Genomic DNA, 22,016 nt, shown 5'->3' with positions numbered 1-22,016 from the left:
CGCGGGGCACAACCGCTTTGGGTCCGCAGTGCTCACGCCCGCACGTGACCGAGTACACCACCGTTTCGATCCCGAAGGACCTCGCCGAGCGCGTCGAGGAGACCATCGAGGGGACGAGCTTCCAGAGCACGAGCGACCTCGTGCGGTTCCTGCTCCGCAGCATCGTGATCCAGCACCAGAAACGGGGCGAACTCACCGAGGCGGAGTTCGAGGAGATCGCAGACCAGCTCAGGGACCTGGGTTATCTCCGCTGAGCGGGATCGGCGGGGCCACGCGACGTCGCTTCGGTAGGTCGTGTAGACTGGCCGATCGAACGCCACGCCGGTGGCGTTTTCGTCCCGTCGCCGTCGGCTCCGTCCGCGCCGGCCGAGCTAGATCCCGACGGTCTCGCCGTCGTAGATCGCGCTCTCGGGCACCTCGGCCGTCCCGACGGACTCGTCCTCGCTCCCGGCCTCCGACGTGTCCGTGGCGTCGACCCGGATCTCGTAGGGGCCGTCTGCGGCAACGTCGCTGTCGGTGTAGCCCTCCTCGACGCTGCGGTCCTCCTCGGTTGCGTACGGCACCCGCATCGCGAACTCCCCGTCCTCGTCCACGCGCGCCGTCTGCGTGTACGTGAACGTCCGGCCCGTCCCCTCGGCGGTAAGCTCGACCTCGGCGGTGACGATCGACCCCTCGGGGGCGTCGACGCTGCCGGTCAGCCGGGCGCCCTCGACGCGCTCGTAGGTCTTCACGCTCGAGGTCTCGCGCTCGTCGTAGACGGCGACGTCGACGTTCGGATCCTCCCGGAGCCGGGAGATCGAGCGTTCGACGCTCGGCGTCAGTTCCCGATTGATCCGTCTGGACTGCCAGCTCTCGCCGTCGTTACGCGAGACGGCGACGCTGGCGAACCGGGTCGTCCCGTCGCTCTCGTGGACGAGACGGTAGCGTTCCATTCCGTCCGCGTCGTCGTAGTAGAGCCGCGAGAGGGTGGTGTCGGCGTAGGCCTGGTTGCGTGCCGGAGCCCTGATGATCTCGCCCTCGCGCGTCTCGACCTCCCGGTAGCTGGCGTACGGGCCGTTCCCGCCGCCGGCGTAGGTCGTGATGGCGCCGAACTTGAAGCCGGCCATCTCGTCGTCGATCATGACGTAGCGAACCTCCTCGTTCTCCTGTTGGGCGGTCCGCTCGTCGGCGAGCGCCGCGAGTTCCTCGTCGCTGCGGGTGTAGAGGGGGTCCCCACCCCGGGCAACGGGCAGCGCTTCGAGAACGAGTTCGGCCCGCTGCTCGGAGTCGGCAGTGAGAAAGGCGGCGGCGGAGCTGGCGTTCTGCTGGAACGGATTGGAGTGGGGGATGCGTTCGGCCTGGACGGTGATCAGGTGGCCGTAGTCCCACCACGACATCACGCCGTAGCTCCCCTCCGGATACGCGAAGTCGCGGTCCTCGGGGACGTCGTAGGTGCCGTAGTACGCCAGTTCGTCCTCGTTGTCCGCGCCGCCCCACGCGCCGGGCGCGGGGCTGTTCATCTCGAGCCACGCGTTCGACCCCTCCCAGCGTATCGCATTGTCGTTCGGACCCGTCGCCTGGCCGGCCTCGACGACGGTCGTACTCGGTACGGGGCCGATCAGCGGGACCAGCGGGGCGAAGAACACGAACAGGAGTGCAACGAGCAGCGTCAGGTGAGCCCCCCGGAGGGCCCGAGGGTCCGGCAGAATCGAGCGGTCGATCCGGAAGACGAGACCGATCAGCCGCGCGTTGCAGACGGCCACGACGACGGCGAGGTAGTAGTTGAACCGGATCTGCGTGAGCGCCATGCTCGTGACGAACGCCGCCCAGATCACGACGAGGAGGTACTCGGACCGGCGCCGTGGATCGAGGACGTACTCCCCGATCATGAGGACGAGCGCCGCCACCGCGGTGAAGAACGCAAGACCGTACTCGTCGACCATTCGGTCGACGGCGTCGTCCGGGGGCTGTGCCTCGCTGACGGTGAGCGTCGACTCGGTCGCGCCGATCGGGACGACGCGCGAGAGGTTGGTCGTGAGCGTATCGACGAGGTTCGGGAGCGCGGACGCGGTTACGCCGAACGCCACGACTCCGATGGCGACGATCGCGACCGGATAGAACGCCTTCGCGATCCCGCGGCGCTCCCACTGGCGCCCGAGCCACGCCATGAACGCACAGCCGAGCGCGACGGCGAACGCGAGCGTCGGCTGGAGGAGGCTCTGGGTCGTCGATCCGGCGAAGCCCCAGACGCTCGTCGTCGGGAGGACGAGCAGTCCCGCGAACCCGAGGCTGACGACCCCGACCAACGCGACGCCCTCGGGATCGTCGCCGACGAGGACGCTCGCGGTCAGCGCCACCGCGAAGAAGAGGCCGAGGACGCCCACCAACAGGACGGCCGAGGGCCACGTCCAGACGTAGAGCGCCACGGCGAAGCCGGCGAGCAGCGAGCAGGTCAGCGGCGTCCGAAGGCCGTCGAGGTCGCGTCGCACGACCTGCTCGTAGCTCGGTTCGTGGGCCTCGGCCGCGCGCAGCGCGACCACGTACGCGAGCACGGCGATCGCCATGAACAGCGTCTCGGCGACGTGGTGGTCCGTGAACCCGACGAGGCTCCGCCGGAGGAACGTCCCCGGAAACAGCGCGAGGAGCGCGACCGACGAGAGGCCGCCGAGACGCCCGCCGAGGCGCTCGCCGAGGAGGTAGGTCGGAACGCCGACGAGCGCCCCGAAGACGGCGGGCGCGAGCACGAAGACGACGTTCACCGTCGCCAAGGAGGGATCGCCGAGGCCGACGACGAGGGCGGCGGTGGCGATGAGCAGGTCGAAGAGGGTGCCGAAGTGATCGACGTGGGTCCCGAACGGGTGACCCGACCAGACCTCGTAGGGCATGCTCCACGGCCAGTTCACGACGGTGTAGAGGGTCGTCCGATAGTGGTACCAGGGATCGACGCCGTCCAGAACGATCGTCCCGTCCGCCCGGACGAACCGGTCGTACGCTCGCGTCCGCGTCCACAGCATGAACGCCAGGAGCGCGGCGAGCACCGGAACGTGGTACCACCGCTCCAACGCGGTCGGGACGGTCGCGGGACGTTCCGACCCGGGCTGCCGGGCGGTCTCGTCACGCATTGGCTCGGAGAGGTCCAATCTCTCTATAAGCCTTATGTAATCGGGGCGTACGGAGGGGCGCGATCCGTACGCTCGCCCGTTCGATCTCCACGGAAGTAACGGAAGGAATAACCCACCACCGGGCGGAGCCCCGGTGATGAGAGTCTCCGTCGTTCTCTGTACGTATGCGATGGACATGTACGACGAGTTCAACGAGGCCGTAGAGAGCGTCCTCTCCCAGAGCCACGACGACGTCGAACTCGTCGTGGTCGTCGACGGAACCGAACCGGTCTACGAACGCGTTCGCGAGGAGTACGGCGATCGCGAGGACGTCGTGGTCCACTGCAACGCGGAGAACCGCGGATTGCTCGAGAGTCGAAACACGGGCGCCGAACTGGCCTCCGGTGACGTCGTTGCCTTCATCGACGACGACGCCGTCGCGGACGAACGCTGGATCGAGGAGCTGGTCGAGCGCTACGAGACGCGTGACGTCCGCGCGGTTGGCGGGCGGATGGTTCCCGAGTGGGTCGCCGGACGACCGGCCTTCCTCCCGGAGGAGTTCCACTGGCTGGTCGGCGTCACGCACGCCGGCTTCGCCGACGGCGAGGGGTACGTCCGGAACACGTTCGGTTCCAACATCTCGTTCGACCGCGAGGTCTTCCTGGAGCTCGGCGGGTTCGACGCGAGCATCGGGGGACGAAAGGGTGACGAGAACCTTCAGGGAGGGGAGACCGAGCTCTGTGCACGATTGCGCGAGCGCTACGGCGAGGGCGTCTGGTACGTCCCGAGCGCGACGGTCGCACACAAGGTCTACGACTACCGCACGGTGCCCGACTGGCTCCTCGACCGGGCGTTCTGGCAGGGGTACTCGAAGCGGGCGATGGAGGTGCTCGTCGACGACGAGGGCGGCGAGGAGGCCGACTTCCTCGGCTACCTCCTCACGAGCGCGACGCCGCGGCGTCTCAGGGGGCTGGTTGACTCGCCCTCCGTGGCGAAGGCGCTGCAGCTGGTGGCACTGTACGTCTTCACCGCCGCGGTCGCCGCGGGCTACCTGTACGGGTTCACGAAGTGGCGAGCGTCGGACGGCGACGTCGGCGAACGGGGCGTCTGCGTCGTCACCCATCCGCTGAGCTCGTCGGGCGAGAACGCGACGAGGACGCTGCTCGACGTCCTCTCCGCCGTCTCGCCGGTCAGTCTGGTGACCGCCGACCTCCCGGCGAACTCGACCATCAGAGAGGAGTACGAACTCGTCGAGATCACGTCGAAGGGCGCCGGCGACAGCGTTCCGGTGGCGGCCACGCGGTTTCTGGCCAACCAGCTCCGGATGTGTCGCGTCGTCGTCCGTCGCGACGAGGACGTCGTGCTGTTCTTCGGCGCGACCTCCTATCTGCTCCCGGTGCTCGCGGCACGGCTCTACGGCAAGACGGTCCTGATCGAGCCACGGGGGGACGTCCCGCTCACCCTCCGGCTCAACTGGGAGCAGCGTCTCCCCTCGCCGGTGGCGAGAGTGCTCGCCGGGGCCGTGAGGGCGCTCGAGCGGGCCGGGTTCCGGAGCGCGAACGCCGTCGTCACCTACACGCCGAACATGGCCAGACAGCTCGGACTGGACCCCGACTCGCCGACCGTCCACCCCGAGGGCGCGCGATACGTCGACGTCGATCGGTTCTCGCCGTCGGTCCCGTACGAGGAACGCGAGCGTGTCGTCGGCTTCCTCGGCCGGCTCGACGAGGAGAAGGGGATCCGCGAGCTCGCCGCGGTCGCCCGGTCGCTTCCGGAGGGAGTCACGTTTCGGTTCATCGGCGACGGCGATCTACGGCCGTGGCTCGAATCGGAACTCGCCGACGAGATCGAACGGGGCTCGGTCGAGGTCACCGGCTGGATCGACCACGAGGACGTCCCCGCAGAGCTGGCCCGACTCCGCTTGCTGGTCATGCCCTCGCAGCCGACCGAGGGACTTCCGACGACGATTCTGGAGGCGCTCGCCTGCGGAACGCCGGCGTACGCGACGCCCGTCTCGGGCGTGCCGGACGTCGTTCGACACGGCGAGACCGGCTTTCTCATGCGGAGCAGGGATCCTGAGGCGATCCGCCGCGATCTGGAGTCGATCCTCGCCAGGGACGACCTGTCGGACGTCGGCGCGAACGCGCGAGCGCTGGCCGAGCGCGAGTACAGCCACGCCGCGGCGGTGGAGCGATACCGTTCCATCCTGCGTGCCGTCCGCGGGGAGTGAGAACGGCGGAGGCGTTCTGGGTCACGACGGCTCGGACGGAGCGACTCTCGATCCCCGCAGTCCGAGCCGCTAGGTGCTGGCCGAGGGGGATTCCCTCCGTCAGTCCTCCGTTGACTCCGCTCCCGACCGGCGTTCGCTCAGCGCCTCCCAGATCTCGACACAGCCCGCGCCCTCTTCCAGACCTTCCAGGTCTTCCAGCCGCTCCGGGCGTTTCCGGTCCTCCTCCGAATCGATGTCGAACGTCATGTAACGAAGTACACAGGTAATCGATATGAACCTTCGGGATGCGGGACCTGCCGGCGGGGCCGGGAGGAACGACGTGCCGTCCTGGCGTCCGGACGGCGATCGGGCTTCAGTCCTCGCCGCGGAGCAGGTCCCGAACGGTCGACTCGACGCTGTGGGTCGGCTCCCATCCGAGCTCCGAGCGCGCCTTCGAGGTGTCGACGGAGAACTCCTCGACGAGCGTCTCGTCGCTGCGTGGGTTCTCGACCAGCGTCACCTCCGGCGCGTCGCCCAGCTCCTCCGTGGCGACGTCGCGGACGAGCTCCGCCACCCGTCGGACGCTCATCTCCTGATCGCTCGCGAGCTCGTACTTCCAGGTCCCCGTCTCGCCGGCCTCGCGCTGCTCGAGCAGCCGCTCGACGCTATGGACGTACGCCTCCGCGATGTCCTTGACGTGGACGTAGTTCCGCGACTGGGTTCCGGGCTCGTACACCGTGAGGGGCTCGCCAGCGAGCGCCCGCTCGACGAAGAAGTTGATCACCGTCCCCTTCGAGACGTGCCGACCCTCGGTGACGTGTTCGCCGTAGAGGTTCGACTTCATGTAGAGGTGGGCGGGGAAGGCGCCGTCGGCGAACGTCTCGATGTCGCGCTCGCTCGCGAGCTTCGTCCGTCCGTACCAGTTGAGCGGTTCGCGCTTGGCGTCGACCGTGATCGGGAACGACTCGGGAGTGCCGATGACCGCCATGCTGTAGGGGAAGACGAGGCCCGCGCCGCTCTTGCGGCAGAACCACGCGACGTTGCTCGTCCCGACGACGTTCGTCTCGTAGGCCAGGTCGGCGTTCTCGTCGCAGTCGTCCACGCCGCTCACCGCCGCCAGGTGGAGGACGACGTCGGTCCCCTCGAGGGCGGCCTCCAACTGCGACCGGTCCCGGACGTCGAGATACGTCACGGGTTGGCCGTCGAGCGTGCGGAGTCCGTCCTTGTAGAAGTTGTCGAACGTGCGGACCTCCCAGTCCGGGTGGACCTCTCGGAGGCGGGTGACGACGCGGCTTCCGATGTAGCCCGCCGCACCCGTGACGGCGACGGTCGGTCGCGTCGTCTCGTCGGTCGAGGCCTCGCTCATGGCTCGATCATCCCCTTCCCCTCGAGCGTTCCCTTCCGGCTCTCGGAGAACGCCTCCGCCAGTTCGCGAACCCCCCTCGGGAGGGTGTATCGCGTCTCGAACCCCGTCTCGGCCAGCCGATCGAAGTTGATGTGGTACGACGGACCGGGGTGTTCGTCCTGGAGGTAGGTGACGTCGAGGTCGGCGTCGATCTCGTCGCGGACCACGCGTGCGACCTCGGCGATGCGGTAGTTCTCGTCGTTCGAACCGACGTTGTAGACGAGGTGTGACCACCGCTCCGGCGAGAGCGCGGCGTGGGCGAACGCGCGTGCGGCGTCCCTGACGTGGATGAACGGGCGCCAGTTGCTGCCGTCGCCGTAGACGGTGAGCGGGCGTCCCGTCAGCGCACGGAAGACGAAGTGGTTGACCACGAGGTTGAATCGGATCCCGGGAGCGAGCCCGTAGTTCGTGCTCATCCGCAGCGCCGTCGCGTCGGCGCCGGTCGAGGAGACGAACTCGCGCAGCAGCGACTCGGAGTCGTGTTTCGTCTCCGCGTAGGGGTTGATCGGCGCCGGCTCGACGCTCTCGTCGATGTCCTCGCTCGCGGCGCGCCCGTAGCTGTTACAGGAGGAGGCGAAGACGACGTTTCCGATGCCGAACTTCTCGGCGGCCGTGAGGACGTTCTTCGTCCCCTCGTAGTTGACCGCGCGGGTCTCCTCGGGCCGGTCGTGCGTGCTCGCCGCGCCGGTGATCGCCGCGAGGTGGATCACGGCGTCCGCATCGCGGACCGCGTTCTCCACGTCGCCGTAGTTGCGGACGTCGCCCGATCGGAAGGCGAACCCGTCGGCGACGTCGAGGCCGAAGAGGTTTCGCGGAGTGCCGGTAGAGAGGTCATCGAGGACGATGAGCCGATCGACCTCCTCGGACGCCTGCAGGTGTGGGAGGAGGGCGCTTCCGACGTAGCCACAGCCGCCCGTAACGAGGACGTTCATCGGCTAGACCCGCTCCGCGAGGACCGACGGTAGGAAGCGATCCTCGTAGGCTGTGACGGTGTCGCGGTGGCGATCGAGCGTCTCGAAGACGTCGTCGACGCCCTCGGAGAACGACTGGCGCTGCTCGTCGATGAGGTCCATGTATCGATCGTTCTCGATGACCATCTTGTGGGTTTCGTCCTCGTCGCGGGGGTTCTCGAAGTGTTCGACCTCGACGTCGAGGTCGAAGTCGGCCCCCGTCTCGGCGATGGTCTCGGCCACCTCGACGATGCTGATCGCCCGCGTGACCTGGTTGTAGACGACGTGGTCGTCCGGGCGGTCGTCGGGGTCCGCGAGCGCGAGTCGAGCCAGCCCCTCGACGGCGTCCTCGAGGCTGACGAACGGCTTTCGCTGCTCGCCCTTCCCGTAGACCGTCACCGGATAGCCGGCGACCGCCTGCGCGCAGAACCGGTGGGTGACCGTCCCGAAGTAGTAGTCGAAGTCGAACCGGGTCTTCAGGCGCTCGTCCTCGCGGGTCTCCTCGGTCTCCGTTCCGTAGACGATCGCCGTTCGGACGTCGCTCGTCGGGATGCCGAACTGGTCGTGTGCGAGACGGACGTTGGCCGCGTCGTGCGCCTTGGTCAGGTGGTACCACGAGCCCGCCATCGCCGGGAACGGCACCTCGTCGCGCTCGCCGCCGTGTTCCATCGTCGCGCCGCCCTCCGGGACGGGGAAGTTCGGCGCGCCGTAGATCCCCGTGGTCGTCGTCTCGATGAAGTGCGTGTCGGTCAGACCTGCCTCCTCGAGTCCCCACAGGAGGTTCCGGGTCGCCTGCATGTTGTTGTGCTGGGTGTAGTTCGCCCGTTCGCCGTTTATCTGCGAGTAGGGCGCAGAGGGCTGGGCGGCCACGTGGACGACGGTCTCCGGTTCGTGGACGTCGAGCAGTTCGTCGACGAACGCCTTCTCCGTGAGATCGCCCTCGACGAACGAGAGGTTTCGAAGCCCGTGGACCTCCCTCGCCGCCGTCAGTCGAGTCTCGACGTCGCCGATCGGGGTCGCGCTGACGCTGCCGACCTCGTCGACCCAGCCACGCCGGCTGAGGTCGTCGACCATGACGACTCGGTCGTCGGTCCGGTCCGCGATACGGAGGGCCGTCGGCCACCCGACGTAGCCGTCCGCTCCTGTAAGCAGAATTGGCATGGTTACTAGAGATCAGGTGTCGTCATGCGGTTAAATACTTACCGGGGTACGGTCGAAACGCCACCCGGGTGGGCCCGACGCCCGCTCTCGGTCGTCGACCGGTAACGGATACGGCAGGACTTTTGCTCCGCTGTGGCGTAGCCGCCGGCATGAAGGTCGGCTACTTCTGCTACCGTCTCTCGGGTAACGGTCCCCGCACGCGGGCCCGCGACGTCATCAACGCGATCGCGACCCGGACGGACCACCACGTCGTCGTCCTCACCGGCGAGCCCGAGAAGGTCGACGAGGCGGCCGAGATCGTCCCCGTCGCCGTCGACAAGCCGATCGACGCGCTGCGGAAGGTCCGTCGGCACCTCTCCGACGCCGATCTCGTTCACGTGCCGATCAACGTCTACCAGGCGGCCTTCGTCCGTGCGGCCTACTCCGGTCCGATCGTCATCGGCGTGGGGCCCGGCACCCAGCCGACGCACTGGCACGGCCTCCTCGGGCGGGCCATCGGCGTCGACGTGAAGATCACGACCCACCGGTACATGACCCGCTGGAAGCGCTACGGGTACGAGACGCCGCTGTGTGCCGCGACGATCGACCGCGACGAGTTCTACCCGTACGACGACGAGCGGGTTCGGGCGCTCCGCGACTCGATGGGCATCGCGCCGGAGGCGAACGTCCTCCTCTACGTCGGCCGGCTGACCGAGTACAAGGGCGCCGCCCTCGTGAGCGAACTCGCGGAACTGCTCGCGGACGACGAGGAGACGGTCGTCATCGTCGTCGGCGACGGCCCGCTCGAGGAGGAGTTCGAGGACAGGGACGACCTCCGGTTCGAGGGGTTCGTCGACAACGAGAAGCTGCCCGACTACTTCAACGCTGCCGACGTGACGTTGATTCCCCGGGAGACCGACGTCACGTGCAACGTGGGCCTGGAGTCGATCGCCTGCGGAACGCCCGCGATCACGACGGCGGACGGCGTGATCCGACTCCTCTTCGAGGACCACGGCACGTACGTCTGGGCCGATCGGGACGCGGCCTCGGTGCGCGACGCCGCGTTCGAACTCCTCGAGGACGAGGATCTGTACCGAGCGCAGGTCGAACGCGGGTTCGAGACCCTCTCGAAGATGAACATGTCGCTCGAGGACGCGATCCGGACGCACTCCGAGGTCTACGAACGCGTCGCGAGCGCCTGATCGCGTTCCCCGCCTCGGGTCACACGACCCCGTCCGCCACAGGCACGGTCCGGTCAGTGCGGCGCGGCGATCTACGTGTCCGAGGACTTCGTCGCCGTCACGACGTCCTTCGAGCCGCCCTCCTTCGTGGTGACCGGGGTCGTCTCGATCGCGTACCCCTTCGAGGAGAGCACCTCGACGACCGCGTCGGTGGGGGCCCCGTGCGTCGGGTGGGTTTCGACGACGATCGTGCGCGGCTCGACCGAGAGCTCCCGCAGAACGTCCAGTTCGGCCCCCTCGCAGTCCATCGTCAGTACGTCACAGTCGGGGAGCGCCGCGGGCTCGACGCGGGCCGCGCCGGCCATCGAACCGTATGTCTCGAGGTCGGAGCCGACGAGCGCCTGCTGGACGTCGACCCGATCGAGGAGGTCCTCGCCAGCGACCTGTCCGGTCAGCTCGAGCGCCTCGCGTACCACGCGCGTCTGTTCGGCGTTCGCCTCGAAGCTGAGCACGCGACCCTCGGCTCCCGCCTCCCTCGCGGCCCAGACCGTACAGACGCCGAACCCCGCTCCGATCTCGACGACCGCGTCCCCGGGGTCGATCGCCTCCCGAACGCCCTCGACGAGCGCCTGCTTGTACGCCGGCTCGTTGGTGGACTGCGTGAGATCCAGAAGGTAGTACCGCCGGGTCACGACCCCGTTGTAAACGCCGAGCACCCGCGGCAGTCGGCGACGGATCGTACCGTCGTAGACCTCCCGGAGGAGGTCGAGCGGGCGCTCGAGCGGGAGATCGTACGCGCCTCGACCTCGCTCTGTATCAGTCATGCTTTATATACGCATCACCACCACCGAGTAAATGCGTTTTGGACGAACTGCGGCCGTCTACTTCGTCTCACAGGTCGTTCTCTCGCTCGCCGGGTTCCTGGCGACGTTCTTCATCGCACGACTCCTCGGCGCCAGCGCGCTCGGGACCTACATGGTGGCGATCGCGCTGCTGTTCTGGCTGAAAGTGCCCGCCAACGGCGTCAGGGCGGCGATCGAGAAACGCGTGAGCGAGGGGCGCGAACGGGGCGAGTACCTCTCGGCCGGGTTCGTCGCCGCCGCGACGATCGCCGGCGTGGCGACGGCGCTCGTCCTCGGCTTCAGCGACGCCGTGAACGCGTACGTCGGCGCCTCGGTGAGCGGCATGCTCGTCCTGCTCGTCTGGTCGAACGTGTTCTTCGACTCGATCGCCGCCGGGCTGACGGGACAGAAGAAGGTGGCCCACGAGGGGGCCGTCAGGGTCATCGAACGGGTCGGACGGCTCGGCGGACAGGTGGGGCTGATCCTGCTCGGCTATGGCGTCTCCGGGCTGATCGTCGGTCACACCCTCTCGCTGTTCGTCGCCGGACTCGTCGGTCTGGCCGTCTTCGACGTCCGGCCGAAGCTCCCGTCGCGCGACCACCTGCGCAGTCTGGCCGACTACGGGCGCTACTCCTGGCTCGGCAGCCTCCAATCGCAGATGTTCGGCTGGATGGACACCACGGTGCTGGCGTTCTTCGTCGCGTCGTCGTTGATCGGCGTCTACGAGGTGGCCTGGACGCTCGCCTCGACGCTCGCGTTGATCAGCGTGGCCGTCCAGCAGACGCTCTTTCCCGAGCTCAGCGACCTGGGCGTCGACGAGCGCTACGACCGCATCCACCACTACCTCAACGAGGGGTTCGTCTTCGTGGGCATCTTCGCGATCCCCGGACTGTTCGGCGCGGCCGTTCTCGGGCCGGACATCCTCCGGATATACAGCCCCGAGTTCACGCGCGGTGCGACCGTCCTCCTCGTCCTCATCGTCGCACGGACGATCGCCGCCTTCGGCTCCCAGCTCCTCAGCGCGATCAACGCCATCGACCGGCCGGACGTCGCGTTCCGGATCAACGGCGCGTTCGTCGCGACGAACCTGCTCCTCAACGTCGTGCTCGTCTCGCGCTACGGCTGGTACGGTGCGGCCGTCGCCACCGCGCTCTCGGCCGCGCTCTCGTTGGTCCTCGGGTACTACGCGCTCTCGACCCTCATCGGTCGCCCGCGGATCCCGGCCGCGGAGATCGGCCGCGAGGTCGCCGCGAGCCTCGTCATGACGGTCGTGCTCCTCGGACTCGTCGGACAGGTCCCGCGCAACCACGTCGTCACGGTGCTGCTCGTGGCCGTCGGGGCGGGCGTCTACACCGTCGTTCTGGTCGCCATCTCGACGCGGATCCGGCAGAAGGCGCTGTCGCTGCTGCCCGCTCGAATCGGGACGCGGGTCTGAGCGGCTGAGGCGGCGTCGGGGCCGTCGGGACGACCGCGAGACGGCCACGGACCGTTACAGGTAGCCCATGTCCTCGAGCTGGTCGCGGACGTCCCGTGCGTCGCGGCGTTCCACCTCGCTCTCACACCGGTAGGCGGGCCGGACCTCGGGGCGCGTCGTCGGCTCGTGGCGGTCGGTCACGCGCTCGATGCCCTCGCGGACGTCGAGCACCGACTCGACCCCCGCGATCGCCTCCTCGCTACTCGCGCCGACGTACGCGTCGTGGGTGTGATAGCCGTCGCGGAGCCCGTGGTCCGAGACACAGAGCAGCACGTCCTCCCCCGAGAGCTCCTCGCGGACCTCGTCGGTCAGCCGGGCCGCGAGCCGATAGGCGCGCTCCTGCCAGCCCGTCTCGTCGACGGTCGGCGCGAGGTGACCGACGGTGTCGAGATAGCCCAGCCAGACGAATACCAGGTCGTACTCGCGCTCGATGCAGGCCCGGACGGCCCCGAGCTTCCGCGTCGCCTCGCTCACCAGCCGTTCCTCGAGCTCGGGGAGCGGGACGCGTGCGGAGTAGTCGCCCTCGGCGCCCTCGCCGTCCTCGATGTCGAGGAACTCGCCTAGATCGGCGCCCCGGTCGACGACGAACCCGAGCCGGTCGTCGCGCTCGACGCGGTAGTTCGGCACCGCGATCGCCCGTGACCTGCGGCCGTCGAACACCGTCTCGACGCCCGCCTCCCGGTAGTAGTCGGCGGACTTGAAGTCGAGACCGGCGCCGCCGCTCCTGAGCGCCTTTCCGACCTTCGTCCGGACGGACTCCGGGAGGAACGATCGGGAGGCTCGCGCGGCGAACGCGATCGCCGGGTTCTCCCAGGCGACGCCGCCCCCTTCGCTCGCGGCGTGGATGCCGTGTTCGTCGGGTTCGACGCCGGTGATGATCGACGGCCACAGCTCGAAGGTGTGGGGCTTCTCGAGAGCGGGATTGTCGAACGTCGACAGCTCCCGGTTGTGCTCGCCGAACGCCTCCGTGAGGTCGAACGCCTCGGCCAGCCGGTGGTCGAGCCCGTCCCACCCGAGCACGACGGTCGTCATTTCCGCACCTCCAGGGTGAACTCGACGGGGCGGGACTTCCAGAACTGCACGCGGCGGATCCGTTCTACCTCCCGGACGCGGAACTCCGCGTCGAAGTAGCCCCGCTCGCCCATCCCGGTCGTCGGGTCCCAGAAGTCGAACGTCCGCTCGTCGAACCCGCAGACCAGCGTCGCGCGCGGCTCGAACCCGTCGTAGTAGGCGTCGACGAGTCCCGAGAGCGGCCACGGGTACGTCGTCTCCGTGCCGTCCGGGAGCTCCCCCAGCACGCGCCCGACGTGGGTGGGGTCGGTGTAGGCGTTGCGGTCCTTCCAGTGGGGGACCTTCCCCTCGAGGAGCGCCCCGTGTTTCGAGATGCGGTGGATCTCGCCCATCACCGCCGGGAGGTCGGGGACGTGCTCGAGCACCGAGTAGGCGAGCACGCGCTCGAAGCGGTCGTCCTCGAACGGCCAGGGGGTGTCGTTGAGATCGTGGACGACGTCGACGTCGTCGTACTCCCGGATGTCCATGCCCACGGCCTCCGGGTGGCGCTTGTTGTTGCCGCAGCCGACGTCGAGGATGCCGGCACTCATGCGTCGATCCCCTCCGCTCGGATCGATGCCGCGCCGCGGCGGGCCCGTCCGGCGACCCAGCCCAGCGCGCGTTCGGCGTGGGGTGCGGGCGATCGCCCGCTCGCGAGCGAGAACGGGACGTTGAGCGCGACGGTGTGGAACTGCGAGAGTCCGTACTTCCCTCCGAGATACCCCTCCCGCCAGCCGATCGGGTGGCGCTCCTGGCTCGCGTGCTCGAACCGCGCGCGGTGGTTGAACACCCAGAGGTAGCCGTCGTCCTCGACGTGCCGCCTGGTGTACTCGTCCTCCAACACCAGCAGGTCGTCGGGGTACGAGAGGTCCTCGACCGTCGAGCGACGGACGAGCGTCGCGTGGGTACCCCCCCGTCGCGCTCGCCTGCGCACCCAGTCGGTGTTGCGTTCGTCTCGCGATCCCTTCCGACCCTGGACGGCCCCGACTGCCGGCGCGACGGCCCCGACGACGTCGGCGAGATAGGACTCCGAGAGCCGGACGTCGTCGTCGAGGAAGAGGAACCACTCGCTCTCTACGCGATCGATCGCGAGCTCTCGCGCCTCCGGCAGCGTGGAGGGACGCGACGTTACGACCGGTTCCCAGTCGTTCACGTCGGCCGCCGTTCGCGCGATCTCCCGCGTGTCGTCGTCGCTCTCGTTGTCGACGACGACGAGCCGTGAGACGGTGACCGGAGCGGCCTCCTCCGCGCGAGCGAGGCGCTCCAGCGTCCCGTCGAGGACGGCCCCGGACTCGTAGGTGGGGATCGCGACGTCGATCGTCTCGGGACCAGCGCACATGCGTCGCCCTTCTCGACTGGGACTAATAAATCGATCAGCTTCGGACGACGCTCGCGTCGTTCGCGTGCCGGGCGAAACGCGCCTTTTATGCGGCGGCCCGGCCGACCTTTCGCCGATGGTCGACCGAGACGACGTCTGCGTTCTCATTCCGACGCTCGACGAGGCCGAGACGATCGGCGACGTCGTCGATGGCTTTCGTGAGCACGGGTTCACGAACGTGCTGGTGGTCGACGGCGACTCGGACGACGAGACCCGCGGGATCGCGACCGAACGGGGCGCGCGGGTGGTCGTCCAGACCGGAGCCGGAAAGGGGCAGGCGGTCCGCGAAGCGCTCGAGCACATCGAGGCGCCGTACGTGTTGATGGTCGACGGCGACGGCACCTACCGCCCCGAGGACGCGGACACGATGCTCGAGCCGCTGGTCTCGGGCGAGTACGAACACGTCATCGGCAACCGGTTCGCCGACATGGCCCCGGGGGCGATGTCGCGGGTCAACCACGCCGGCAACCGGTTGATCAATTGGGCGTTCGGGCTCATGCACGGTCCGGAGTTCCGGGACATCCTCTCGGGCTACCGCGCGTTCACCCGGAAGTCAGCCGAGCGAATGACGCTCGACGCCACCGGGTTCGGCATCGAGACCGAGATGGCCGTCGAGTGCGCGAAGCGCGACATCTCGACCGGCGTCGTTCCGATCAGATACGAACCCCGGCCCGACGGCTCGGAGACCAATCTCCGGCCGCTTCGCGACGGGAGCCTCATCGTCGTCACGCTCTACCAGCTCGCGCGCACCAACAACCCCCTGTTCTACTTCGGAAGCGTCGGCCTCTCGACGATGCTGCTCGGCGCGTTCGTCGCGAGCTACGTGGGCTATCGCTGGTTCGTCCACGGCGTCGGCCACGAGGTGCTCGCGCTGGTCGCCGGCGTCGCGATCCTGCTGGGCTTTCAGATCGTGATGTTCGGGCTGCTCTCCGATCTGATCGTCACGCTGCATCGCGAACAGATGCAACGCTTCCACGAGGAGCGCGAGCGCTGATCCGAGTCCGCCCGCACGAACGGCGGACTACAGCTCCTCGATCGGCGGTTCGGCGTCGACGACCTCGAGCGAGCCCCGCCGACCGCGCCGATCGAACACCGCGACCGACTCCCGTCTCCACGGCGGAATCGCGACGAGCATCGTCGCGTGCAGGTCGTCGGTGAGCGAGACGGAGAGTTCGCCGTCGGGGTGTGAGACGAACCGCCCGCGAGTCCGACCCATCGGCGTCGAGAGGTCCATCCCGAAGACGGCGCTGACCGACTGGCTCGCGTCGGGGTGGTAGAAGTGGGTGAAGACCGGCGTCTCCGGCGGGAGGTCGAGCATAGCGTCGAACTCCTCCGCGAGGGTGACTTCGAGACCGGCGGTGAACCGTTCGGGCTCCGCCTCGGCCGCGAACTCGAGCAGCGCCTCGATCAATCCTCGCGTGACGTAGACCACGCTTGCGTTTCGTCACGCATCTATAAAAATACTGTCACCTATAGCGGGAGGTAGTTCTTGAGGGTACTCGTGTAGAGCTTCGCGGCGTTGCGCCGCGAGCCCGAGAGCGCCTCCCGGAGCGCGCCGGATGCGTCCTCGGTGATCCCCTCGCCGTGGCCGACGAGGATGCGTTCGGGGACGAACCCCCGAAGCGGCGTCGGCGGCACCAGTCGGCGGGCGGGGTGGACGCCGAGGCGCTCGCCGGGCGCGCGGAAGAACTCGGCGGTCCCGACGCTCTCGGGGACCAGGAGCGTGGCGCTCTCGTCGTCGTACAGCGCGATTTCGGTCCAGACCGGCGTATCGAGCAGCGTGATCGTCCGGTAGCCCGTCCCCGGGAGCTCGTCGCCGAAGAGCTCGACGCGGGCGTCGAGTTCCTTGCGCGCCGAGGAGAGCGGTTCGGGCAGGTAGACCGGGACGTCATAGCGGTTCGCCACCTCGGCCGCGTCGCGGGTGTGGCGGCCGACCAGTGCGACGACGCCCGCCACCTCGCCGAACTCGGTCAGCCACTCGTCGAGATCCGGCACGTCGACGGGGTCGATCAGCCAGACCCCCTCGTCCGTCGCGAGCGCGTGGCTCGCGCGCAGCATCTCCTCCTCCGGGTGGGCGATCCACCCGAAGCCGCCGTCCCACTCGTCGATCTTCCGTGCGTGCGTCGGCGGATCGTCGGCCTTCATCGTCATGGTCCGGAGTACGTCCCACGCGGGGATAAAACGCCGCCCGGCACCCGTCGGCTCGCGACGCGGTCCCGACCGGTCGTGGCGGCCGCGGCCGACGATATATGTGGTCCGCGCACGCAGTGGTGCCATGCTCGACACGCTGGAGTGGCTCGCACTCGAGGTCAAGCATCTCGACCGGGCCCGTGCGTTCTACGTCGAACACCTCGACCTGGCGATCGAACGCGAGACCGACCGTGAGGTCGCCTTCGAGGCGGGCAAGACGACGCTCGTGGTGCGCCGGCCCACGGGGGTGCCCCGCGGCGGCCTCCACGTCCACTACGCCTTCTCGACGCCCGCGGCGGCGTACGACGGGTGGTACGACCACCTCTCCGAGTCGTTCGAGCTCGAGGAGCACGTCTTCGGCTCCGCGAAGTCGCTCTACTTCGACGATCCCGACGACCACTGCGTCGAGATCGGCCAGTCGAACGACGAGGGCGAGGGGATCACCGGGATCTTCGAGGTGGTCCTCGAGGTGACGGACCTCGAGCGTGCGGAGTCGTTCTACGCCGATCTCGGATTCGAGGTCGCGGACCGCGGGAGCGAGCGGCGTCGGATCCGCCTCTCGGGGCCGACGGACCTCGAACTCTGGGAGCCCCAGTTGGGACTCGCCGACGCGCGCGGCGGCGTCCACGTCGATCTGGGGTTCGGGGTCGAGGATCCCCAAGGAGCCGCCGACCGGGTCGCCGATCGGGCGTGTGCGGTCGAGGAGGTAGAGGACGGCGTTCGGGTTCGGGACCCCGACGGCCACTACCTGACGTTCCGATAGTCGCTTCGAAAGGGCTATTCGGGAGCCATCGCCACGACCGGTGTGGACGACGAGCGAGCCCAGTTTCTCACCCTGTACGCCGCGCGGTTCGCCGAGGGGTTCGGCTTCATCACGCTGATCACGCTGCTCCCGTACTACATCAACGCGCTCGATCCCTCGGCGACGAGCGTCCTCGGCGTGACCGTCGGCGCCGGGTTCGTCATCGGGATGTACACCTCCGGGTTTACGCTCGCGCAGACGGCCGCCGTCGTCCCGCTCGCGTGGGCCGGCGATCGCTTCGACAAGCGCCTCGTTCTGCTCTGTTCGCTCGGGCTCGGCGCGGTCGCCTACGCGCTGTTCCCGCTGGTCGACTCGAGCGCCTCGCTCGTCCTCGCGCGCGGGCTTCAGGGCATCGCGGTGACCGGCGCGGGACTGATGAGCCTCTCGCTGGTCGGTCAGATCGCCGCGGGCGGCACCCGGGCGAACCACATCGGAAAGGCCAACGCTGCGAGCTTCGCCGCCTCCATCCTCGGAAGCCTCTCGGCGGGCGCGCTCTACGAGGCGTTCGGCTTCACCCCCGTCTTCGCCGTCATCGTCGTCCTGACGACGGTCGCGTGGCTCGGGAGCGTTCGCTACCTGGAGCCCGACGAGACCCGGGTCGGGGGGTTCCCGTTCGCCGATCTCGCGCTCAACCGTCGGATCCTCACGCTCACGAGCTTTCGCGTGCAGTACGCCTTCGCCGTGACGCTCGTCCGGACCTGGGTGCCGATCTACGCCGGGGTGACGGCCGCCCAGGGCGGACTGGCCTACGGCGCGCTCGCGGTGAGCCTCACCGTCGTCGCCGAGAAGTTCACCAACATGCTCTGCCAGCCGTTCACCGGCCGGCTCTCCGACGGGTACGGCCGGGCCGCGTTCGTCTTCGTCGGTGGTGGCCTCTACGGCGTCGTCGCGCTCTGCGTGCCGTTCTCGCCCGCCATCGGCGCGTGGCTCTCGCTGCCCGCGGGCTACCCGCTCGTCGGCGAGCTCTCGCCCGCGTTCGTCCCGTTGGTGGCCCTCTCCGGGCTGCTCGGCGTGGCCGACAGCCTCCGCGAACCCGCGAGCATGGCGCTGTTCGCCGACGAGGGCACCTCGGAGGGCGGGGTCGCCTCCAGCTTCGGGCTCCGAGAGCTCGTCTGGCGGCCCGGCAGCGTGATCGCGCCGCTCCTGGGCGGGTGGCTCATGACGACCGTGAGCATGGCGTCGGTGTTCTACGTCGGCGGCGCGTTCGCGATCACGGGCGTGGCGACCCTCCTCGCGATCCTCGTCCGCTCCCACGGCGCCGCCGCGCTGATCGAGTGGTGAGCTGGTCGTTCGCGACCGGCGCGTCGGGCCATGCCCGTCATGTGCCCGCCGAAGTAGCCGTTCGCCGGCACGAGCACCGTGTCACCGGGTCGGCCGCGTTGCCGATGGCGGCCTCCATCGCCGCCGATCCGGTGCCCGAGACGGGCCGCGTCCACCGGTTGTCGGTACGAAACGCGTAGCGTAATAGTGCCCGTGTCTCATCCATGATCTCGACGAACGAGGGTCGAGGTGGCCGACGAGCGGAGTGCTCATCGCGCGCAACACGCATGGATGGACGTTGCTCGGGCCGGGCCCCATCAGCGTCAGGTTCGGCGGGGAGAGCTCCCCTACGCCGGGTCGATCCGTGTCGCCGGTACGTAAAAAGCGACGCGTTCGGCGCTCGATCAGAGGCGCCTCGTGTCGACGCTCACGCCCGGCGGCGTGACGACGAGGAACTCCCGGAAGTGGACGAGTTCGCCCCCGGACTCGCTGATCTCGCGGGCGAAGCCCGAGGCGAGCTCGTTCAGCTCGCCCTCGACGGCGAGCACGAGCACCTCGCCGCGGTCGACCGCGGCGATCCACTCCTCCGATGGGGTCGTCCCGTCGAGCACGCCGAGCGAGACCCGTCTCGTGTCGCTCTCATCGTCGGTGTCGATGTGTTCCTCCACGGTCCTGAGATCGAGCCCGAAGTCGGCCATACGCGGGGGTGGATCCCCGACCGCAAAAACCGTTCGGCTGTCCGCTAGTCCTTGTACTCCTTGCGGAAGCCGCGGAACTCACCGCGGTGGGCCTCCTCGTCCGCGAGCAGCTGGACCGCCAGGTCCTCCGTGACGGGGTCGTTCGCCTCCTCGGCGGCGTCGATCAGCGAGCGGTAGGTCTCGATGGCGTCCTCCTCGGCCTCGATCACGCCGTCGATCACGGTGAGGATGTCCGTGCTGTCCTCGGGGGGCTGGAGCCCCTCCTGGCGCGCCTCGAACTCGTAGGAGCCGCCCGGACGGGCGTCGAAGTACTTGAGCCGCTCGCCGAGCATCCGTGCGTGGTTGAGCTCCTCGTCGATGTCCTGTTCGAGGCTATCCTTGATCTCCTCTGCGTGGACCCCGTCGAGGACGATGGAGTTAGTCATGTAGTTCATCACCGTCTCCATCTCGTCGTTGTACGCCTCACGCAGGATCTCGAGTACTTGATCGTTCGTCATGCGTTCGTCCTTGGTTCGCCGGCCCCTTCAGTGTACACCCCGGCCGTACGTCCGTCCAGTTTCGAGCGCGCGCTCCAGCCTCGGAAGTACGTTTCAATCGATTCGGGACGGAATTTTCACGAGCGTCGACGCGAACGGGCCCGGCGTCGCGATCGCGTAGGTATCCGTATAATGTGATTGTACACCTTAAACGTCGCTTCAGTCGTGCGATTGCGGCGTTCGTGACGCGGATCGTGAACGACGATCCGGAGGGAGGGCACGGCCGGACGGACAGGTTTATATACTGGGCTGGCCCTGACTCCAGATACCATGTCCGATCACACCATGGGCTCCTCCGACACCAGTCGGGGGGGTCGAGTTCTTCCAGGGCACGTTAGCTTCCAATAACGAGATCGAGACCGCACGGGTCTTCGATACTACGCTCCGGGACGGCGAACAGACGCCTCGAACTTCGTTCTCGTACGACGACAAACGCGAGATAGCGGCGGTGCTCGACGAGATGGGCACCCACGTCATCGAGGCGGGCTTCCCGGTCAACGGCGACGCCGAGTTCGAGGCCGTCCGGGACATCGCCAAGGCAACGCACACGACCACCTGCGGGCTGGCCCGGGTGGTCGAGAAGGACATCGAGGCAGCGATCGACAGCGGCGTCGACATGGTGCACACGTTCGTCTCCACCAGCGACGTCCAGATCGAGGACTCGATGCACGCGACCCGCGGGGACGTCACCGAGCAGGCCGTCGAGGCGGTCCGCCGGGCCAACGAGGCCGGCGTCGAGGTGATGTTCTCGCCGATGGACGCCACCCGAACGGACACCGCGTTCCTGATGGAGATCGTCGAGGCCGTCGACGAGGTCGGCGTCGACTGGATCAACATTCCCGACACCTGCGGGGTCGCGAGCCCCAGCCGAATGGGCTCGCTGGTCCGCGAGGTGAAGGAGCACACCGACGCGCGGATCGACGTCCACGCCCACGACGACTTCGGGATGGCGAGCGCGAACGCCATCGCCGGCTTCGAGGCCGGCGCCGAGCAGGCCCAGGTGAGCGTCAACGGCATCGGCGAGCGCGCGGGCAACGCGGCCTACGAGGAGGTCGTGATGGCCGCCGAGGCGATCTACGGCGTCGACACCGGCATCGACACGACGCGCATCACCGAGCTGTCGCGGATGATCGAGGAGAAGAGCGACGTCCCCGTCCCGGCGAACAAGCCGATCGTGGGCCAGAACGCCTTCTCCCACGAGAGCGGGATCCACGCCGCCGGCGTCATCGAGAACAGCGACACGTTCGAGCCGGGCGTGATGACCCCCGAGATGGTCGGCGCGCGCCGCGAACTGGTGCTCGGAAAACACACCGGCACCCACTCGGTCCGGCAGTTCCTGGACGAGGCGGGCTTCTCCCCCACCGACGACGAGGTCAAGGAGATCACCCGGCGGGTGAAGGACCACGGCGCGGAGAAGAACCGCGTCACCAGATCCGACGTCAAGCGCTTCGCGCGCGAGATCGGCGTAAGCCACGAGGAGGTACGCGCGTAAGATGAACACGCCTCGGTCAGCCCCCCGCCAGCCGCGGGTCGGGCCCGGCAACGCTTGCGGCTCGCGGAAGGTTTATGCGGGCCCGATGCCCACCGATCGAGTAGATGAACACGGCGACCGCTGGTCGGGGCACACAGGCGTCCACCAGCGACGCGACCGTGGCACGCGCGCTCATTATCGTAGGGGTCTAGCCCCTACACCACCCACCTCCCCCGATCCGATCGCACCGTTCTCCCGAACCACAGCACGCGCGCTACCCATGTACGTTCCCGATTACACCCCGAACCGACCGCAGCATCGCACGCAAACCAACCACGGAGCGACCCAAC

At 68.4% G+C, this 22,016-nt stretch carries 21 protein-coding genes and 2 pseudogenes; 9 read left to right on the top strand and 14 right to left on the bottom strand.

Features of this window, described 5'->3' with window-relative positions:
• Positions 1–44 precede the first annotated feature (44 nt).
• A complete protein-coding gene (locus V0Z78_RS11335; protein WP_336344741.1) occupies positions 45–254 on the top strand; it encodes a ribbon-helix-helix domain-containing protein in 210 nt (69 codons plus the stop codon).
• Between the two features lie 117 nt (positions 255–371).
• Here V0Z78_RS11335 and V0Z78_RS11330 read toward each other — a convergent pair whose 3' ends face one another.
• The gene (locus V0Z78_RS11330) at positions 372–3,101 is read right to left on the bottom strand and encodes an oligosaccharyl transferase, archaeosortase A system-associated (RefSeq protein WP_336344740.1); all 2,730 of its coding nucleotides are present in this window, start codon (positions 3,099–3,101) and stop codon (positions 372–374) included.
• A gap of 136 nt (positions 3,102–3,237) precedes the next feature.
• Between V0Z78_RS11330 and aglG the strand changes: the two are divergent.
• Positions 3,238–4,152 (top strand): annotated as a pseudogene (aglG, locus tag V0Z78_RS11325) (glucosyl-dolichyl phosphate glucuronosyltransferase); the annotation flags it as partial.
• Positions 4,132–5,310, top strand: coding sequence for a glycosyltransferase (locus tag V0Z78_RS11320; protein ID WP_336345182.1), 1,179 nt, complete (start codon positions 4,132–4,134; stop codon positions 5,308–5,310). The pseudogene aglG and the gene V0Z78_RS11320, both read left to right, overlap by 21 nt.
• Positions 5,311–5,409: 99 nt before the next feature.
• Here V0Z78_RS11320 and V0Z78_RS11315 read toward each other — a convergent pair whose 3' ends face one another.
• The 4 genes from V0Z78_RS11315 to V0Z78_RS11300 form a co-directional block, all read right to left on the bottom strand.
• A complete protein-coding gene (locus V0Z78_RS11315; RefSeq protein WP_336344739.1) occupies positions 5,410–5,556 on the bottom strand; it encodes a hypothetical protein in 147 nt (48 codons plus the stop codon).
• A 106-nt stretch (positions 5,557–5,662) separates the two neighbouring features.
• The gene (locus tag V0Z78_RS11310; protein ID WP_336344738.1) at positions 5,663–6,655 is read right to left on the bottom strand and encodes an NAD-dependent epimerase/dehydratase family protein; all 993 of its coding nucleotides are present in this window, start codon (positions 6,653–6,655) and stop codon (positions 5,663–5,665) included.
• Positions 6,652–7,626, bottom strand: coding sequence for an NAD-dependent epimerase/dehydratase family protein (locus V0Z78_RS11305; protein ID WP_336344737.1), 975 nt, complete (start codon positions 7,624–7,626; stop codon positions 6,652–6,654). Before V0Z78_RS11305 ends, V0Z78_RS11310 begins: the two co-directional genes overlap by 4 nt.
• 3 nt (positions 7,627–7,629) lie before the next feature.
• Positions 7,630–8,805 carry an NAD-dependent epimerase/dehydratase family protein gene (locus V0Z78_RS11300; RefSeq protein WP_336344736.1) on the bottom strand — a complete coding sequence of 392 codons (1,176 nt, stop codon included), beginning with the start codon at positions 8,803–8,805 and terminating at the stop codon, positions 7,630–7,632.
• Positions 8,806–8,954: 149 nt separating this feature from the next.
• Between V0Z78_RS11300 and V0Z78_RS11295 the strand changes: the two genes are divergently transcribed.
• Positions 8,955–9,986, top strand: a complete 1,032-nt coding sequence (locus V0Z78_RS11295; protein WP_336344735.1) for a glycosyltransferase family 4 protein — start codon at positions 8,955–8,957, stop codon at positions 9,984–9,986.
• 71 nt (positions 9,987–10,057) lie between these two features.
• On the opposite strand, the gene V0Z78_RS11290 is transcribed toward V0Z78_RS11295, so the two are convergent.
• A complete protein-coding gene (locus V0Z78_RS11290; protein ID WP_336344734.1) occupies positions 10,058–10,789 on the bottom strand; it encodes an FkbM family methyltransferase in 732 nt (243 codons plus the stop codon).
• Between the two features lie 31 nt (positions 10,790–10,820).
• Here V0Z78_RS11290 and V0Z78_RS11285 point away from each other — a divergent pair, with 31 nt between their 5' ends.
• Positions 10,821–12,242 carry an oligosaccharide flippase family protein gene (locus tag V0Z78_RS11285; RefSeq protein ID WP_336344733.1) on the top strand — a complete coding sequence of 474 codons (1,422 nt, stop codon included), beginning with the start codon at positions 10,821–10,823 and terminating at the stop codon, positions 12,240–12,242.
• 54 nt (positions 12,243–12,296) lie between these two features.
• Here the strand turns inward: V0Z78_RS11285 and V0Z78_RS11280 are convergent, their stop codons facing one another.
• Genes V0Z78_RS11280 through V0Z78_RS11270 form a run of 3 tightly spaced genes read right to left on the bottom strand, consistent with a single transcriptional unit; the run spans position 12,297 to position 14,670 of the window.
• On the bottom strand, positions 12,297–13,313 hold the full coding sequence (locus V0Z78_RS11280) for an alkaline phosphatase family protein (protein WP_336344732.1): 1,017 nt from the start codon (positions 13,311–13,313) through the stop codon (positions 12,297–12,299).
• Positions 13,310–13,882, bottom strand: a complete 573-nt coding sequence (locus V0Z78_RS11275; protein WP_336344731.1) for a methyltransferase domain-containing protein — start codon at positions 13,880–13,882, stop codon at positions 13,310–13,312. Before V0Z78_RS11275 ends, V0Z78_RS11280 begins: the two co-directional genes overlap by 4 nt.
• The gene (locus V0Z78_RS11270) at positions 13,879–14,670 is read right to left on the bottom strand and encodes a glycosyltransferase family 2 protein (protein ID WP_336344730.1); all 792 of its coding nucleotides are present in this window, start codon (positions 14,668–14,670) and stop codon (positions 13,879–13,881) included. Before V0Z78_RS11270 ends, V0Z78_RS11275 begins: the two co-directional genes overlap by 4 nt.
• Before the next feature lie 115 nt (positions 14,671–14,785).
• Between V0Z78_RS11270 and aglJ the strand changes: the two genes are divergently transcribed.
• Positions 14,786–15,703, top strand: coding sequence for an S-layer glycoprotein N-glycosyltransferase AglJ (gene aglJ / locus V0Z78_RS11265; protein WP_336344729.1), 918 nt, complete (start codon positions 14,786–14,788; stop codon positions 15,701–15,703).
• Positions 15,704–15,730: 27 nt separating this feature from the next.
• Here the strand turns inward: aglJ and V0Z78_RS11260 are convergent, their stop codons facing one another.
• Both V0Z78_RS11260 and V0Z78_RS11255 read right to left on the bottom strand, forming a co-directional pair.
• A complete protein-coding gene (locus V0Z78_RS11260) occupies positions 15,731–16,141 on the bottom strand; it encodes an MPN domain-containing protein (protein ID WP_336344728.1) in 411 nt (136 codons plus the stop codon).
• A 38-nt stretch (positions 16,142–16,179) separates the two neighbouring features.
• Positions 16,180–16,860 (bottom strand): hypothetical protein, encoded by a 681-nt coding sequence (locus V0Z78_RS11255; RefSeq protein ID WP_336344727.1) that lies wholly within the window; start codon positions 16,858–16,860, stop codon positions 16,180–16,182.
• A 124-nt stretch (positions 16,861–16,984) separates the two neighbouring features.
• Here V0Z78_RS11255 and V0Z78_RS11250 point away from each other — a divergent pair, with 124 nt between their 5' ends.
• Positions 16,985–17,662: a VOC family protein gene (locus V0Z78_RS11250; RefSeq protein ID WP_336344726.1), complete on the top strand. Its 678-nt coding sequence runs from the start codon at positions 16,985–16,987 to the stop codon at positions 17,660–17,662.
• 42 nt (positions 17,663–17,704) lie between these two features.
• Positions 17,705–18,982, top strand: a complete 1,278-nt coding sequence (locus V0Z78_RS11245; RefSeq protein ID WP_336344725.1) for an MFS transporter — start codon at positions 17,705–17,707, stop codon at positions 18,980–18,982.
• Here the strand turns inward: V0Z78_RS11245 and V0Z78_RS11240 are convergent.
• From V0Z78_RS11240 to V0Z78_RS11230, 3 genes and pseudogenes are all read right to left on the bottom strand, one after another.
• Positions 18,952–19,279 (bottom strand): annotated as a pseudogene (locus V0Z78_RS11240) (alanine--glyoxylate aminotransferase family protein); the annotation flags it as partial. The gene V0Z78_RS11245 and the pseudogene V0Z78_RS11240 sit on opposite strands and share 31 nt — an antisense overlap.
• An 86-nt stretch (positions 19,280–19,365) precedes the next feature.
• Positions 19,366–19,659 (bottom strand): DUF5779 family protein, encoded by a 294-nt coding sequence (locus V0Z78_RS11235; protein ID WP_336344724.1) that lies wholly within the window; start codon positions 19,657–19,659, stop codon positions 19,366–19,368.
• 44 nt (positions 19,660–19,703) lie between these two features.
• Positions 19,704–20,156, bottom strand: coding sequence for a ferritin-like domain-containing protein (locus V0Z78_RS11230; RefSeq protein ID WP_336344723.1), 453 nt, complete (start codon positions 20,154–20,156; stop codon positions 19,704–19,706).
• Between the two features lie 304 nt (positions 20,157–20,460).
• Here V0Z78_RS11230 and V0Z78_RS11225 point away from each other — a divergent pair, with 304 nt between their 5' ends.
• Complete coding sequence (locus V0Z78_RS11225) at positions 20,461–21,687, top strand: LeuA family protein (RefSeq protein ID WP_336345181.1); 1,227 nt, start codon at positions 20,461–20,463, stop codon at positions 21,685–21,687.
• Positions 21,688–22,016: the final 329 nt, after the last annotated feature.

Source organism: Halalkalicoccus sp. CG83 (genome assembly GCF_037081715.1).
GTDB lineage: Archaea > Halobacteriota > Halobacteria > Halobacteriales > Halalkalicoccaceae > Halalkalicoccus > Halalkalicoccus ordinarius.
The sequence above is the reverse complement of the archived record's forward strand: the minus strand, read 5'-3'. Positions and strand labels throughout refer to the sequence as shown.